This is a genomic window from Zafaria cholistanensis, assembly GCF_008580665.1.
Classification (GTDB): domain Bacteria; phylum Actinomycetota; class Actinomycetes; order Actinomycetales; family Micrococcaceae; genus Zafaria; species Zafaria cholistanensis.
Genome location: NZ_BKDJ01000009.1, coordinates 64336 through 79877 on the forward strand (window position 1 = coordinate 64336; position 15542 = coordinate 79877).

Sequence of the window (15542 nt, forward strand, 5' to 3'; positions counted from 1 at the left end):
TTTCCCGCTCCATGCCGGATCACGCCCCCGGCCGGGAGGCGCCGGACGCCGCGGTCATCCCCGTGCCGGCCGCGATCCGCTGCCGGGTCCGGGGCACGGGGATGTAGAGGACCCCGCCGGCCTCCACCGTCGGGGGGGCGGGGAGCAGCAGGCCAAGGTCGTCCGGATGGGGCCGGACCGCAGTTCCATGGACCCTCAAGACGCTGGCCACGACGGCCTCCGTGCCCACGCCGGCCTTGAGGTGGCCGGCCGCGGCCAGTGCTGCGCCCCGGGCGGTCACGGAGGCGGGATCGGCATCGGCCGCGACTGCCCCGGGAGCTTCTTCGGCGAGGATCCGCGCCGCGAGGGGAATGGCGGCCGTTCCCCCGGTGAGGATGACCGCAGCCAGGTCCCGGACGGACACCCTGGCCGAGCGCAGCGCCTGGCCCAGGATGTCCGCGGCCCCGCGCAGGAGGTTCCCGGCCAGTGCCTCGAACTCCTCCGGGGTGATCCGCACCTGCTTTCGCGCCCCGGGCAGGACCACCTTGACGGTGGCTTCGGCGCCTCCGGCGAGCGCCTCCTTGGCTGTGGCGCATTCGCGCCGAACCTGCGCCAGCGCGGACGCGACGCGGGGATCTCCGGTGTCCGGCTCCCCGGCCGGCCCGCCCAGCGCGTCGAGGACATGCGCGAACACGGCCTCGTCCAGCTCGGCGCCCAGGTCCCGGGCGGGGCCGCCGGAACGGCCCAGGGTCTCGAAGTCCGCGGCCCCGCGGTCCGTTCCCGCGCCCCTGCGCAGGACGGTGGCCTCAACGCTGCCGCCGAGGTTGCACACTGCCACCATGGCGCCCGGATCCAGCGGAGTCCCGGCGGCGTGGTGCAGCGCGGCCGCTTCCGGTTCGCTGAGCAGGAGCGCATGGGCCAGCCCTGCCTCCGCCAGCGCCCGCCGGGCGACCGACACCCGGTACCCGCCCCACCCGCGCGGGTGGGTCAGGGCCACCGCTGCCGCGGGAGCCCCCTCGCGGGCCTCCACGGTGGTGACCACCCAGCGGGCCAGCGCCGCGTACAGTTCCTCCGCCGGGACCAGGGCCTCCCCCACGGCCAGCGGGACCGAGTCCCCCACCCGGGCCTTGAATCCCCGGGCCAGGCGTTCCGGGCATTCCCAGCCCCGGGATTCGGCGGCATCCCCGGCCAGGACGCGGCCATCCGCGGCCAGGAACAGGGCGCTTGCGGCCCTGGGGGTGTGCACACCGAGGCCCAGCGGGGCGGGATCCTCCCCGCTGCCGGGCCGGAGAATCGCGGCTCCGGTAGAGCACGCGCCCAGGTCAATGCCAAGAACATATGTCACGTTTCCCCCAAGAAGTGACTTGAACCGCCGCCCGCACGAACCTGGCCGGGCGCGCTCAGGCTAGCATCCGGTTTCGCGCACCGGAATGGGTGCGGCTTCCCGGCCCTCTTCCTGCTGCCCGGGAAATACGGGCGCGCGGGTCTGCGCGGGGCGTGCCCTCACGGTACGGACCGGCGGGATTGCGCAGCGAACCGTGGAGTCCGGACCAGGCAGGATCGGCAGCGGCGCTGCCATGGGTGTCAGTTGTTCCGCGGACCGGAACGGCGCGCTTCGGGCACGGTTCCCGCGGCCCCGCGTACCGCGCTGCGCGGGGCAGGGGCGTTGCCCCGCACTGCCGCCTAGCCGCTAGTGTGGGTTTCACGACAAGGGCCCGGCAGGGCAGCATGTACCACCCACAGCGCATTGGTTTGGAGAGTTCATGGAAGTTTGGCCCGGCAACGCTTACCCACTGGGTGCCACCTACGACGGCACCGGCACTAACTTCGCCCTGTACAGCGAAGTCGCCGAAGCCGTTCAGTTGTGCCTGTTCGACGACGAGGGCAAGGAGACCCGGGTCGACCTCACCGAGGTCGACGGGTACGTCTGGCACTGCTACTTGCCCCAGATCATCCCCGGACAACGCTACGGCTACCGGGTCCACGGCCCGTACGATCCCGCCCAGGGCCTGCGGTGCAACCCCAACAAGCTGTTGCTGGATCCCTACGCCAAGGCCGTCGAAGGGCAGGTCAGCTGGGACCAGGCCCTGTTCGGCTACAACTTCGGGGACGAGGATTCCCGCAACGACGAGGATTCCGCGCCGCACATGATGCTTGGCGTCGTGGTGAGCCCGTTCTTCGACTGGGACGGGGACCGCAGCCCGCGCACCCCCTACCACCAGTCGGTCATCTACGAGGCGCACGTCAAGGGCCTGACGCAGATGCACCCCGAAATCCCCGAGGACCAGCGCGGCACCTACGCCGGCGTCGCCCACCCGGCCGTGATCGCGCACCTGCAAAAGCTCGGGGTCACGGCGATCGAACTGATGCCCGTTCACCAGTTCGTCAACGACTCGACCCTGCAGGACAAGGGGCTCTCCAACTACTGGGGATACAACACGATCGGCTTCTTCGCCCCGCAGAACACCTACAGCTCCACGGGCGACCAGGGCCAGCAGGTCCAGGAGTTCAAGGCGATGGTGCGCACGCTGCACCTGGCCGGGATCGAGGTCATCCTCGACGTGGTCTACAACCACACGGCGGAGGGAAACCACATGGGCCCCACGCTCTCCTTCCGCGGCATCGACAACGCGTCCTACTACCGGCTGATGGAGGAGGACAAGAAGTACTACATGGACTACACCGGCACCGGCAACTCGCTGAACGTCCGCAGTCCGCACTCGCTCCAGCTGCTCATGGACTCCCTGCGCTACTGGGTCACGGAGATGCACGTGGACGGGTTCCGCTTCGACCTCGCCTCCACCCTGGCCCGGGAGTTCTACGACGTCGACAAGCTCTCCACCTTCTTCGAACTCATCCAGCAGGATCCGGTCGTGTCCCAGGTCAAGCTCATCGCCGAACCCTGGGACATCGGGCCCGGCGGCTACCAGGTCGGCAACTTCCCGCCCCAGTGGACCGAATGGAACGGCAAGTACCGGGACACGGTGCGCGACTTCTGGCGCGGCGTGCCCTCCACCCTGGGCGAGTTCGCCTCCCGCATCACCGGCTCGGCGGACCTGTATGAGCACTCCGGGCGGCGCCCGGTGGCGTCGATCAACTTCGTCACGGCCCACGACGGCTTCACCCTGCGGGACCTGGTCTCCTACAACGAGAAGCACAACGAGGCCAACGGCGAGGACAACAACGACGGCGAGTCCCACAACCGCTCCTGGAACTGCGGGGCGGAGGGCCCCACGGACGATCCGGAGGTCCAGGCGCTGCGGGCCCGCCAGCAGCGCAACTTCATCGCCACGCTGCTGCTCTCCCAGGGCGTGCCGATGATCGCCCACGGGGACGAACTGGGCCGCACCCAGCTGGGCAACAACAACACCTACGCCCACGACTCGGAGCTGAGCTGGATCCACTGGGAGACGGCCGACCAGCCGCTGCTGGAGTTCACGGCCGCGGTGAGCAAGCTGCGGGCGGAACACCCGACCTTCCGCCGCCGCAGGTTCTTCGACGGGCGCCCCGTCGAGCACCCCGACGGCACCAAGCTTCCGGACATCGTCTGGCTCGGGGCCGACGGCAAGGCCATGAAGCCCGAGGACTGGGACGCGGACGTGGCCCTGTCGATCGGGGTCTTCCTCAATGGCCAGGGCATCGGCGGAACCGACTCCCGTGGCCAGCGCGTCACCGACCTGAACTTCCTGCTGTTCTTCAACCCCCACCATGAGGATGTCGAGTTCAGGCTCCCGGCCGAGAAGTACGGGGCCAAGTGGGAGCAGGTCATCGACACGGCCGGCAGCTACGCGGACTCCCCGGCGGTGGCGGCGGAGAGCGCGCTCACCGTGCGCGGCCGCTCGATGGTCGTGCTGCGGGCGGAGAACCAGGAGGAGGAGCCGGCGCCGGACCACTCGGTCGCGGCTTCGCTCGCGGCGCTGGCGGGGGCCAAGACGCGCGAGACGATGGTCTGACCGGCAGCGCCATGGACCGGGCAGCTGGAATGGAAACAACCGATTCGGGGGATCGAATGCATTCGCTCAACAAAACGCCGGTTTCGACCTACCGGCTGCAGATCAGGCCGTCTTTCACGCTGCATGACGCCGCCGACCTGGTTCCCTACCTCAGGGACCTGGGCGTGGACTGGCTCTACCTTTCACCGATCCTCACCGCGGAAAAGGGGTCCGACCACGGTTACGACGTCGTCGATCCCACCTCCGTGGACCCGGACCGGGGCGGGCGCGAGGGGCTGGTCCGCCTCTCCACCGCGGCCCACGCCGCGGGCATGGGCCTGCTCGTGGACATCGTGCCCAACCACATGGGGGTCGCCACGCCGCGCGCCAACAGCTGGTGGTGGTCGCTGCTGCGCGAGGGCCGCGCCTCGCGATACGCCGAGGCCTTCGACGTGGACTGGGACGCGGGACGGGGCAGGCTGCGCCTGCCCGTGCTGGGCGACGGGGATTCCGAGGAGTCCTCGCTGCGCCTGGTGCGGGACGACGACGGCGGATTCGAGCTGCACTACTTCGACCACGCCTTCCCGGTTGCCCCGGGCACCGCCGCGGACGGCGACGACCCCGCCGCCGTCCATGCCCGCCAGCACTACGAGCTGGTGAACTGGCGCCGGGCCGATGCGGAGTTGAACTACCGCCGCTTCTTCGGCGTCAATTCGCTGGCGGGGCTGCGCGTGGAGGTGGACTGGGTCTTCGACGAAGCCCACGCGGAGGTCAGGTCCTGGTTCGAGGACGGGCTGGTGGACGGGCTGCGCATCGACCACCCCGACGGCCTCGCGGACCCGGCGGGCTACCTGCGCCGGCTGCACGAGCTGACCGGCGGAGCCTACGTGCTGGTGGAGAAGATCCTCGAGCCCGGAGAGAAGCTCCCGCCCGACTGGGCCTGCGCGGGGACCACGGGCTATGACGCCCTCGCGGACGTCGACCGGCTCTTCGTGGACCCGCGGGGCCGCGAAGCGCTCAGCGACGTGGTGCCCGGGGATGACTCCTACCGGCAGATGATCCACGACACCAAGCGGGCCATCGCGGACGGACTGCTGCACTCCGAGGTCCAGCGGCTCACGCGCCTGGTCCCCGCGGACGCCGGGCTGGACCCCTCTTCCGCCGCCGACGCCCTGGCCGAGATCCTCAGCTGTTTCCCCGTCTACCGCAGCTACCTTCCGCACGGACGGGAGTACCTGGACCAGGCCGTGATCGCGGCCCGCGTGCACCGGCCCGACCTGGCCGAGGCGATCACGGTGCTGCATCCGCTGCTGGGACCGGCCGGGGACGCCGCGGCAACCGAACTGGCCGTGCGCTTCCAGCAGACCAGCGGCATGGTCATGGCCAAGGGCGTCGAGGACACAGCGTTCTACCGCTATACAAGGCTGACGTCCCTGAACGAGGTGGGGGCCGACCCCTCGGAGTTCGCGGTGGAGCCGTTCGAGCTGCACACCCGCTTCGCCGTGCGCCAGCTCGAACTGCCCGACTCGATGACGACCCTCTCCACCCACGACACCAAGCGCTCCGAGGACACGCGCGCACGGATCAGCGTGCTCAGCGAGGCGGCGGAGGCGTGGGCCGAGTTCCTGCCGCGGTTCGAAAGCAAGGTCCCCGTGGAAGACCTGGCCTTTGCCGACCTGCTGTGGCAGGCCGCGATCGGGGCCTGGCCGCTCAGCCGGGAACGGGCCCACGCCTACGCGGAAAAGGCCGCCCGCGAGGCCGGAAACAGCACCTCCTGGACGGACCCGAACACCGGGTTCGAGGAGGGCATGCACGCGGCAATCGACCAGGCCTTCGACGATCCGGCGGTCAACGAGGCGGTCTCCGCCATGGCGGCCGGCCTCGCTCCGGCCGGGCGGTCCAATTCGCTGGCCGCCAAGCTGGTCCAGCTGACCATGCCCGGCGTCCCCGACGTCTACCAGGGCACCGAGTTCTGGGACTACTCTCTCGTGGACCCCGACAACCGGCGCCCGGTGGACTTCGCGGCCCGTGCCGCCGCGCTCGCCGAGCTCGACGCCGGTGCGGCCCTGCCGCCGGTGGAGGCGGACGGGCGGGCCAAGCTGCTGCTGGTCAGCAGGGCGCTGCGGCTGCGACGCGGCCGCCCCGAGCTGTTCACCGGCTACGAGGCCGTGGCGGTGGAGGGAGAGGACGAACAGCACCTGTTCGGCTTTGACCGGGGCGGGGCCATCACCCTGGTGACCCGGCTTCCGCTGGGACTGGCGGAAGGCGGCGGCTGGCACGACACCGCCGCGCTGCTGGCCCCCGGATCCTACCGGGACGTGGTCACCGGCCGGCTGCTGGAAAGCGACGGACGGCTGTACGCCAGGGAGGTCTTCGCCGTCTACCCGGCGGCACTGCTGGTAAGGGAGGATGCGTAGCATGGATACCCGCTTCGACGTCTGGGCGCCGCGCGCCCGCACGGTGGAACTGGCCCTCGGCGGGGACCTCCTGCCGATGGAGGACCGCGGCGGAGGCTGGTGGCGGCCCGCCGCCGCAGTCCCCGCGGGCGAGGCCGACTACGGCTATGTGCTCGACGGCGGAGGGACGCCGCTGCCGGACCCGCGCTCGCGGCGCCAGCCCGACGGAGTCCACGGGCTCTCCCGCACCTTCGACCCCTCCGGGCACCAGTGGCAGGACAGCGGCTGGGTTTCCCCGGGCCTGGCCGGAGGGGCGATCTACGAGATGCACGTGGGCACCTTCACCCCGGAGGGCACCCTCGACGCCGCCGCGGCGCGGCTGGGTTACCTGGCGGACCTGGGCGTGCAGCATGTGGAACTGCTCCCGGTGAACGGCTTCAACGGCGTGCACAACTGGGGCTACGACGGCGTGCTCTGGTACACCGTGCACGAGGCCTACGGCGGGCCCGCCGCCTACCAGCGCTTCGTCGACGCGGCCCACCGGCACGGCCTGGGCGTGGTGCAGGATGTCGTCTACAACCACCTTGGCCCCAGCGGCAACTACCTGCCGCGCTTCGGCCCGTACCTGGTGGAGGGCAACGCCAACACCTGGGGCGACGCGGTCAACCTCGACAAGGAGGGATCGGACGAGGTCCGCGCCTACATCGTCGAGAACGCCCTGATGTGGATGCGCGACTACCACGTCGACGGGTTGCGTCTGGACGCCGTCCACGCCTTCCGCGACGAGCGGGCGGTGCACCTGCTGGAGGAGCTTGCCGCCGCCACCGACGAGTTGTCCGCGCGCAGCGGGCGGCCGCTGTTCCTGGTTGCCGAATCGGACCTGAACAACGACCGGCTGATCCATCCGCGCGACATCAACGGCCATGGCCTGGCCGGCCAGTGGAGCGACGACTTCCACCATGCGGTCCACTCCAACCTGACCGGCGAGGACGGGGGCTACTACACGGACTTCGCCTCCGTGGGTGCCCTGGCCAAGGTGCTGCGTGACGGTTTCTTCCACGACGGCAGCTATTCCTCGTTCCGGGGCCGCCACCACGGCCGCCCGGTCAACCACGCCCGCGTGGAGCCGCGCCAGCTGGTGGTCTGCACGCAAAACCACGACCAGATCGGCAACCGCGCCGCCGGGGACCGGATCACCGCCACCCTGGGCTTCGACCAGCTGGTCCAGGCTGCCGTGCTGAACCTGACCTCGCCCTTCACGCCCATGCTCTTCATGGGCGAGGAGTTCGCCGCGTCGACGCCGTGGGCGTTCTTCACCTCCCACCCCGAGCCCGAACTCGGCAAGGCCACCGCCGAGGGCCGGCTGCTGGAGTTCGAGCGGATGGGGTGGGACCCGGACCAGGTACCGGACCCCCAGGACCCGCAGACGTTCGAGCGCTCGAAGCTGAACTGGAGCGAGGCGGAACACGGCGACCACGCGCGGATGCTCGAGGTCTACCGGCGCCTGCTGAAACTGCGGGCCACCGAGCCGGACCTCGCGGCGACCCGCTGGCCCGACGCCGTCGAGCACCACGAGCAGGAGCGGTGGCTGTCCCTCCGCCGCGGCTCCCTGGCCATCCTGGCCAACCTTTCCGGGGACGAGCGGAAGGTCCCGCTGGGCGGGACCGCCGGGGAGGTGCTCTTCGGAACCGAAGGGATCGGCCACCCCGGGCCCGACGGCACGGACCTGGTGCTGCCTCCGGCCGGGGCCGCCGTCGTCCGCCTGGGCCGCGTGCGGCCGGATCAGGACTAATCCCGGGCAGGACTCAGCCCGGACAGGAGCAGGAAGAGGCGCCCGAACGGGGCCCCGGCCGCGGCGGCCGGGGCCCCGTTCGGTCCCCTGCTGGACCCCTGCCGGACCCGGGAACATCCGGGACCCGCAAGGCCGGAGGCCTCGAGGACCGGGAGCCTGGAAAACCCGGGCCCTAGAAGACCGGCAACCCGCCGGTGACACCCAGGACGGTGCCGCTGACATAGCTGGCCTCCCGGGGCGAGGCCAGGAACACGTAGGCGCCGGCGAGTTCGGCCGGCTGGCCGATCCTGCCCAGGGGCGTGTCGCGGCCCATCTTCGCCACGGCCTCGGGTTCCTTGGTCGCCGGCTGGAGGGGCGTCCACACAGGGCCGGGGGCCACCGCGTTCACCCGGATACCCTCGGGCCCCAACTCGGCGGCAAGGTTGGCGGTCACATTGTTCAGGGCGGCCTTGGTCGCGGCGTAATCCACCATCGTGACGGAGGGCTGGTAGGCCTGCAGCGACGTCGTATTGATGATGCAGTCCCCCCGGCCCAGGTGCCCTAAGGCGGCCCGCGTCACCCACAGCGTGCCGTAGAGGTTGGTGCGCACCGCCCGTTCCAGGTCCGCGGTGCGCAGCCCCTTCAGTCCGGCCTCCCCGCGTGCCCAGTGGTAGCCGGCGTTGTTGACCAGGATGTTCAGCCCGTCGAGCCCCTCCACCGCCGCCTCCACGATCCGTCCGCAGGCGTCCTCCTCGCGCAGGTCCCCGGGAACCAGCACGGCGGCGCGCCCGGCCTCTTCGATCCACCGCGCCGTGTCGCGGGCGTCCGGCTCTTCTTCGGGCAGGTAGTTGAGGGCGACGTCGGCGCCCTCCCGGGCGTAGGCGATCGCCACGGCCCTGCCGATGCCGGAGTCCCCTCCGGTCACCAGGGCTTTCAGTCCCGCCAGGCGGCCGTGCCCGGTCCAGGTCTCCTCGCCGTGGTCCGGCACCGGGTCCATGCGTCCGGTCAGGCCCGGCGGCTCCTGCTGCTGGGGGCGCATCCCCCCGTCTTCGGAGGCGAGGGCGGCGGCGCGGCGGGCAACGTCGGATTCCGGCATGGTGGGGCCTTTCCGTAGTCGGGTCGTACTCCAGCCCCCACCCTACGGACACGGGCCGGCCCTGTCAGGCGGCCCTGTCAGGCGGCCCTGCCAGGCCGCACCGCCAGGCCGCACCGCCTGGCGGCACTTTCAGGCCGCTCCGTCACTCCGCACCCCCGCACCGCCAGGCCGTTGGGTCCCCTGCCGCGGCACCCCCCCACTGCCGCGGCACGCCGGTGCGGCGTAGGGTGGGCATGTACTGCCGGAACCGGATCCGCAAGGACCCGCCAACCGAGGAGGACCCATGCACCACACCGACGGCGCCGACGGCAACCAGGACTTCGGGGAGCGCCCGGCCAGCCCCTCCGGCGACGGGACGGCCCGCGGCGAGGCCCCGCACCAGGAGGAGGAAGGGCAGATTCCCGTGGCCGGCAGCGAGGCCCTCGCCGAACGGATCGAGAAGGAGGCCGACGGCGACCGTGACGGGGACGGGGAACCGGACGGCCCGCGCAACGTGCCGTTCCCCGGCTAGCTGCCTGCCGCCGGGCGCCCGGCGCCCCGCCCCTGGTGCGCGGCCTCTGGTGCGCGGCCTCTGGTACCCGGCGCCCGGCCTCTGATACCCGGAGCCTGGGTGCGGGACGGGCCCGTCCGCAGCGTTTCCGGACGGCCTGGCCTTGCGTCCGGGGCTTTCCGGGTCCCTACTGATGGTGGGAGCGCTCACCGCCACCTTGCCTGGCGCCACGCCGGTGGTTTCCGGGTGCGGACCGGAACCCGGTGCCGCACGCAGGCTGTGGACGGGTCCGCGCCCTGCCGGGATCACGCCAAGGAGGAACGATGTTCGCTCGCGTCAGCACCTACACGACCAGCCCCGACAACCCGGGCACGCCCACCGAGGAAACCATTGGGCGGGTGCTGGAACTGCCCGGATGCCTGGGCCTCTACTACCTGAAGGGAAAGGACAGCCAGTCCCTGTCCATCACGTTGTGGGACACGGAGGACGACCTTGCCGGGAGCCGGGAACCGGCGAACGAGATCCGCTCCGAAACCGCCAGGGAACAACACATGCAGGTCCTGGGAGTGGAAGAATTCGAGGTCCTGGCCAGCCGCTTCCAGGACTAGGCGTCCCACACCACCACCTCCGGGACTGGAGCGTCCGGGCCGGCCCCGGCCGGCCCGGACGCTCCGTCACCCCGGACGCTCCGTCACCCCGGACGCTCCAGAGGCTCCGATCAGCGGAGATCGAAGCGGTCGAGCTCCATTACCTTCACCCACGCTGCCACGAAGTCGTTGACGAACTTCTCCCGGGCGTCGTCGCTCGCGTAGACCTCGGCCAGGGCCCGGAGCTGGGAGTTGGATCCGAAGACCAGGTCGACCGGCGTGGCGGTCCACTTCAGCTCGCCGGTGGCGACGTCGCTGATTTCATAGACGTTCCCTTCCGCCTCCGACGCCTTCCACCGGGTGCCCGGGGAGAGCAGGTTGACGAAGAAGTCGTTCGTCAGGACCTGCGGCCTGTCGGTGAGCACGCCGTGGGCGGAACCGCCGAAGTTGGTCCCGAGGGCCCGCATGCCGCCGAGGAGCACCGTCATCTCCGGCGCGGAGAGGTCCAGCAGGTACGCCTTGTCCAGCAGGAGGGTCTCCGGCTGGAGCTTCTCGCCGGGGCGCACGTAGTTGCGGAACCCGTCCGCCCGCGGCTGCAGGTACTTGACCGAATCGACGTCGGTTTGGTCCTGGGAGGCGTCCGTGCGGCCGGGGCGGAACGGCACGGTGACGGCGAAGCCGGCATCCCGCGCCGCCTTCTCCACCGCCGCGCAGCCGCCGAGGACGATCAGGTCCGCGAGCGACACCTTTTTGCCCCCGGTCTGGGCGGAGTTGAACTGCTGCTGCACCGCCTCGATGGCCTGCAGCGCGGTGGCCAGCTGCTCGGGCTCGTTAACCTCCCAGCCGCGCTGGGGTTCCAGCCGGATCCGTGCCCCGTTGGCTCCGCCGCGCCTGTCCGTCTTGCGGAACGTGGACGCCGCGGCCCACGCGGTGCCGGCGAGCTGGGAGACAGACAGGCCCGATTCCAGGAGCCGGGCCTTGAGCGAGGCGATGTCCTGCTCGTCGATCAGCTCGTGGTCGACTGCCGGGACGGGATCCTGCCAGAGCTGGGGCTCGGGGACCCACGGTCCGAGCAGGTGGGGGCCGACCGGACCCAGGTCGCGGTGCAGCAGCTTGTACCAGGCCTTAGCGAACGCGAGCGCGAACTCGTCCGGGTTTTCCAGGAAGCGCCGCGAAATCTTCTCATAGGTGGGGTCGACCCGCAGCGAGAGATCCGTGGTGAGCATCGTCGGCCGGTGCTTCTTCTCCGGGTCGTGGGCGTCCGGAACGATCCGCGGGGCGTCCTTCGCCACCCACTGGTGCGCGCCGGCGGGGCTCTTGACTAGCTCCCATTCATGCTCGAACAGGATCTCGAAGAAACGATTGCTCCACTGGGTCGGCTGGTCCGTCCATGTAACCTCGAGGCCGGAGGTGATCGTGTCCGGCCCCTTGCCGGTTCCGTAGCTGCTGAGCCAGCCCAGGCCCTGCGCCTCGAGGCCGGCGGCCTCCGGCTCGGGCCCGACGTGCGCGTCGGCCCCGGCGGCGCCATGGGTCTTGCCGAAGGTGTGGCCGCCGGCGATGAGCGCGACCGTCTCCTCGTCGTTCATCGCCATGCGCTTGAAGGTTTCCCGGATGAAGGCCGCGGCCGCGAGGGGGTCGGGATTGCCCATGGGTCCTTCGGGGTTGACGTAGATCAGGCCCATTTCGGTGGAGCCGACTTCCTCCGCCATCTGGCCTTCGCCAATGTAGCGCTCGTCGCCGAGCCAGGTGTCCTCCGGCCCCCAAAAAATCTCCTGGGGCTCCCACACGTCCTCCCGGCCGAAGGCGAAGCCGAAAGTCTTGAAGCCCATCGACTCAAGGGCGACGTTGCCTGCGAGGACAAGCAGGTCAGCCCAGGAGAGCTTTTGGCCGTACTTCTGCTTGACCGGCCACAGCAGTCGCCGGGCCTTGTCGAGGTTGGCGTTGTCCGGCCAACTGTTGAGCGGTGCGAAGCGCTGGCCGCCGTCCCCCGCACCCCCGCGCCCGTCGTGGACGCGGTAGGTACCGGCAGCGTGCCAGCTCATCCGGATCATCAGGCCCCCGTAGTGTCCGAAGTCCGCGGGCCACCAGTCCTGGGAGGTGGTCAGGATGCTGATGATGTCCTGCTTGAGCGCCTCGACGTCGAGGGACTGGAACGCCTCGCGGTAGTTGAACGTGGGGCCGAGCGGGTTGCCCGCCGGGTGGTGGTCGTGGAGGACGGAGAGGTCAAGCTGGTTCGGCCACCAGTCCGCGACGGTCCGCGGCCGGTGCGCCTTGGGTTGCGGCGAGTCAATTGCCGGGTTCTCGCTCTCGCTGCCGTGCGAGGTCACGCTGTCGTGGGCGATCGGGCATCCGCCCTCAACCTTGCGGTCCAAGCCCTGGGCGCTTCCCGGGGTGGGGGTCGGGGGATGCTCCTGGCGATCGGTCATGCGTTTCCTTCCCTATGGCCGAGGCCGCGGTCGGACTCGGGCAGCCGGTTCAACCCCTCTATTTGACCATGAGCGGACCCTTCAGGGAGAGCCCCCGGCACGAGTGGAACAGCCTTCCCCGCGTGAACCGGCCCACCGGTGCGGGACTCTGCCCCGGCGGCCACCGGGCCGGTTGTGCACCGGCCACCGAACGCCGGAGGACGCAGAAAGGCCCCGACCCCTTCCGGAGAAAGGGATCGGGGCCTGATCGTGCCCGAGGTGGGACTCGAACCCACACGATTTTCATCGCCGCATTTTGAGTGCGGTGCGTCTGCCAATTCCGCCACTCGGGCCTGCCCTGCTGCGCAACAAAACCCTAATCAGCCGGGGATCGGCGCGCAACTGCCCAAGCCCCGCAAACGTCACACTGCGGAGCTGCGCTGAACCACTCTACATGCCAGTAGTCTAAAGTCGGAAACACCGCACCACGCCCGCCCCCGGGCAGCACAGGAGAAACCCCATGACGGAATCCCCCGCCGCCCCCCGCCCCGCCCGCCGCGTGGTGGTCGCCGAGGACGAGACCCTGATCCGGCTGGACATCGTGGAGATCCTTGAAGGAGAGGGCTACGAGGTGGTCGCCGAGGCGGACAACGGCGAGAAGGCCGTGGCCCTGGCCCGCGAACACAAGCCCGACCTGGTCCTGATGGACGTGAAGATGCCCGTCATGGACGGAATTACTGCGGCCGAGGCCATTGTCAAGGAGCGCATCGCCCCCGTAGTGCTGCTGACCGCGTTCAGCCAGCGGGAACTGGTCGAGCGGGCCCGTGAGGCCGGGGCCATGGCGTACGTGGTCAAGCCCTTCACCCCCAACGACCTGATCCCGGCCATCGAGATCGCGGTCGCCCGCCACGAGGAGCTGCTGGCGCTGGAAATGGAGGTCGGGGACCTGCAGGAGCAGTTCGCCACCCGCAAGCTGGTCGAGCGCGCCAAGAGCGTGCTGACCACCCGGATGGGCCTGACGGAGCCGGAGGCCTTCCGCTGGATCCAGAAGACCTCCATGGACCGGCGCCTGAGCATGCGCGAGGTCGCCGAGACGATCATCAGCCAGGTCAAATAGGGCCAGGCCAAATAGGGCCAAGCCAAATAGGGGCAAGCCAACCCGGGCCGGCGCCCGGGGCTCCGGCCCGGATGCGACGGCGGCGGCCACCCTTCCGGGTGGCCGCCGCCGTTGCAGGCCGGGCCCTTCCTGCGCGCCCGGTGTACAGCTAAGCCCGCTCCCCGCGCATGCGCTGGACCATCTCCTCCAGTTCCTCCTCGTGGGTGCGCCAGGGCCCGACCTTCTCGCGGTCCGGCGTGTGGTGGCCCTCAAGCAGCTGGCCGGCGTCGGCCAGGTCGCCGACGCGGTGGATGCGCAGGCTGTTGGTGGATCCGGCGACCCCGGGCGGGGAGCCGGCGACGACGCACACCAGGTCGTTGACCGCCGCCAGTCCGCACTGCAGCAGTTCCCGGTCGACCTGCGCGATCATCTTGTCCGAGTGGTCCGCGTACTCCACCAGCCTCGGCTCGACGCCCCAGAACAGCGTCATGATGTTGTACGTGTGCTTTGAGGGCGTGAAGCCCAGCACCGGCTTGCGCGGCCGCAGCCGGGAGAGGCGGCGGGCGGAGTCCCCCGACTGGGTGAACGCCGCGATGTACCGGACGTCCAGTTCCTCGGAAATCTCCACCGCGGCACGCGTAATCGCCCCGCCCCGGGTCTTGGGCCGCGATCCCAGCGGCGGAATGCGCTGCAGGCCGTCGGCCTCGGTCGCCTCGATGATGCTGGCCATGGTCCTCACGGTCTCGACCGGGTAGGCCCCGACGCTGGTCTCGCCCGAGAGCATCACCGCGTCGGCACCGTCCAGCACGGCGTTGGCACAGTCGGAGGCCTCCGCACGGGTGGGCGTCGGGGACTCGATCATGGACTCGAGCACCTGGGTGGCCACGATCACCGGCTTGGCCCAGCGCCGGGCCATCTCGATGGCGTGTTTCTGGACCAGCGGCACCTGCTCCAGCGGCAACTCCACCCCGAGGTCGCCGCGGGCGACCATGATGGCGTCGAACGCGTCGATGATCTCCGGCAGCGCCTGCACCGCCTGGGGCTTCTCGATCTTGGCGATCACCGGCAGGCGCCGGCCCTCCTCGTCCATGATCTGGTGGACCCGGCCGATGTCGGTGGCGTTGCGCACGAAGGACAGCGCGACCATGTCGACGCCGGCTCGGATGGCCCAGCGCAGGTCGTGTTCGTCCTTCTCGCTCAGGGCCGGGACGTTGACGGCGACGCCGGGAAGGTTGATGCCCTTGTTGTTGGAGACCTCCCCACCCACGACGACCTCGGTCACGACCCGGGTGTCGTCCACCTCCACCGCCCGCAGGGAGACCTTGCCGTCATTGACGAGCAGGGTGTCGCCGGGGGCGACGTCCTGGGGCAGTCCCTTGAAGGTGGTCGAGCAGATCTCCCGGGTGCCCGGGACGTCCTCGGTGGTGATGGTGAAGCGGTCCCCGGCCTCCAGCATATGGGGACCGTCGCTGAAGCGCCCCAGGCGGATCTTGGGCCCCTGGAGGTCGGCGAACACGCCGACCGGCCGTCCCACTTCCTCCGCGGCCCGGCGGATGTTCGCCAGGGTGGCCGAATGGTGTGAATGTTCGCCGTGGCTCATGTTGAGCCGGGCAACGTCCACGCCGGCGGCGAGCACCGCCAGCGTCTTCTCGTAGCTTCCGATGGCAGGGCCGAAAGTGGCCACAATCTTTGCGCGTCTCACCGTCCCAGCCTAGTACCTGAGCGGCCCGCGCGGGGCTCCTCAGTCCAAGGCCATACCGCCGGTTTCGCCCGGCGGGAAGGCCGTCCGC

10 protein-coding genes and 1 tRNA gene are annotated in these 15542 nt (G+C 70.5%); 6 read left to right on the forward strand and 5 right to left on the reverse strand.

The features are described 5' to 3' along the window. Positions 1-19: 19 nt before the first annotated feature. Positions 20-1324, reverse strand: coding sequence for an Hsp70 family protein (locus NCCP_RS09685; RefSeq protein WP_149957049.1), 1305 nt, complete (start codon positions 1322-1324; stop codon positions 20-22). A 418-nt stretch (positions 1325-1742) separates the two neighbouring features. Between NCCP_RS09685 and glgX the strand changes: the two genes are divergently transcribed. From glgX to treZ, 3 genes are read left to right on the forward strand one after another with little or no spacing between them, the layout of a single operon-like run. Next, positions 1743-3932: a glycogen debranching protein GlgX gene (glgX, locus tag NCCP_RS09690; RefSeq protein WP_149957050.1), complete on the forward strand. Its 2190-nt coding sequence runs from the start codon at positions 1743-1745 to the stop codon at positions 3930-3932. 56 nt (positions 3933-3988) lie between these two features. Further along, positions 3989-6328, forward strand: coding sequence for a malto-oligosyltrehalose synthase (treY, locus tag NCCP_RS09695; protein ID WP_149957051.1), 2340 nt, complete (start codon positions 3989-3991; stop codon positions 6326-6328). A 1-nt stretch (position 6329) separates the two neighbouring features. Continuing rightward, positions 6330-8099 carry a malto-oligosyltrehalose trehalohydrolase gene (gene treZ, locus NCCP_RS09700; RefSeq protein WP_149957052.1) on the forward strand — a complete coding sequence of 590 codons (1770 nt, stop codon included), beginning with the start codon at positions 6330-6332 and terminating at the stop codon, positions 8097-8099. A gap of 172 nt (positions 8100-8271) precedes the next feature. Here treZ and NCCP_RS09705 read toward each other — a convergent pair whose 3' ends face one another. Beyond that, positions 8272-9174 (reverse strand): SDR family oxidoreductase, encoded by a 903-nt coding sequence (locus NCCP_RS09705; RefSeq protein WP_149957053.1) that lies wholly within the window; start codon positions 9172-9174, stop codon positions 8272-8274. A 283-nt stretch (positions 9175-9457) separates the two neighbouring features. On the opposite strand from NCCP_RS09705, the gene NCCP_RS09710 reads away from it, so the two are divergent. Further along, positions 9458-9685: a hypothetical protein gene (locus tag NCCP_RS09710; RefSeq protein WP_149957054.1), complete on the forward strand. Its 228-nt coding sequence runs from the start codon at positions 9458-9460 to the stop codon at positions 9683-9685. Between the two features lie 302 nt (positions 9686-9987). Then, positions 9988-10272, forward strand: a complete 285-nt coding sequence (locus tag NCCP_RS09715) for a hypothetical protein (RefSeq protein ID WP_149957055.1) — start codon at positions 9988-9990, stop codon at positions 10270-10272. A gap of 110 nt (positions 10273-10382) precedes the next feature. Here NCCP_RS09715 and katG read toward each other — a convergent pair whose 3' ends face one another. Then, on the reverse strand, positions 10383-12677 hold the full coding sequence (gene katG / locus NCCP_RS09720; protein ID WP_149957056.1) for a catalase/peroxidase HPI: 2295 nt from the start codon (positions 12675-12677) through the stop codon (positions 10383-10385). A gap of 250 nt (positions 12678-12927) precedes the next feature. Further along, positions 12928-13009, reverse strand: a tRNA-Leu gene (locus tag NCCP_RS09725). Positions 13010-13176: 167 nt separating this feature from the next. On the opposite strand from NCCP_RS09725, the gene NCCP_RS09730 reads away from it, so the two are divergent. Then, positions 13177-13773 (forward strand): ANTAR domain-containing response regulator, encoded by a 597-nt coding sequence (locus NCCP_RS09730; protein WP_149957057.1) that lies wholly within the window; start codon positions 13177-13179, stop codon positions 13771-13773. Positions 13774-13921: 148 nt separating this feature from the next. Here NCCP_RS09730 and pyk read toward each other — a convergent pair whose 3' ends face one another. Then, positions 13922-15454 (reverse strand): pyruvate kinase, encoded by a 1533-nt coding sequence (pyk, locus tag NCCP_RS09735; protein WP_149957058.1) that lies wholly within the window; start codon positions 15452-15454, stop codon positions 13922-13924. Positions 15455-15542: the final 88 nt, after the last annotated feature.

What these genes read in the sequence shown, in the direction of transcription:
- glgX (WP_149957050.1), top strand. Translation starts at nt 1,743, where the DNA reads ATGGAAGTTTGGCCCGGCAACGCTTACCCACTGGGTGCCACCTACGAC.
- treY (WP_149957051.1), top strand. Translation starts at nt 3,989, where the DNA reads ATGCATTCGCTCAACAAAACGCCGGTTTCGACCTACCGGCTGCAGATC.
- treZ (WP_149957052.1), top strand. Translation starts at nt 6,330, where the DNA reads ATGGATACCCGCTTCGACGTCTGGGCGCCGCGCGCCCGCACGGTGGAA.
- NCCP_RS09705 (WP_149957053.1), bottom strand. Translation starts at nt 9,174, where the DNA reads ATGCCGGAATCCGACGTTGCCCGCCGCGCCGCCGCCCTCGCCTCCGAA.
- NCCP_RS09710 (WP_149957054.1), top strand. Translation starts at nt 9,458, where the DNA reads ATGCACCACACCGACGGCGCCGACGGCAACCAGGACTTCGGGGAGCGC.
- NCCP_RS09715 (WP_149957055.1), top strand. Translation starts at nt 9,988, where the DNA reads ATGTTCGCTCGCGTCAGCACCTACACGACCAGCCCCGACAACCCGGGC.
- katG (WP_149957056.1), bottom strand. Translation starts at nt 12,677, where the DNA reads ATGACCGATCGCCAGGAGCATCCCCCGACCCCCACCCCGGGAAGCGCC.
- NCCP_RS09730 (WP_149957057.1), top strand. Translation starts at nt 13,177, where the DNA reads ATGACGGAATCCCCCGCCGCCCCCCGCCCCGCCCGCCGCGTGGTGGTC.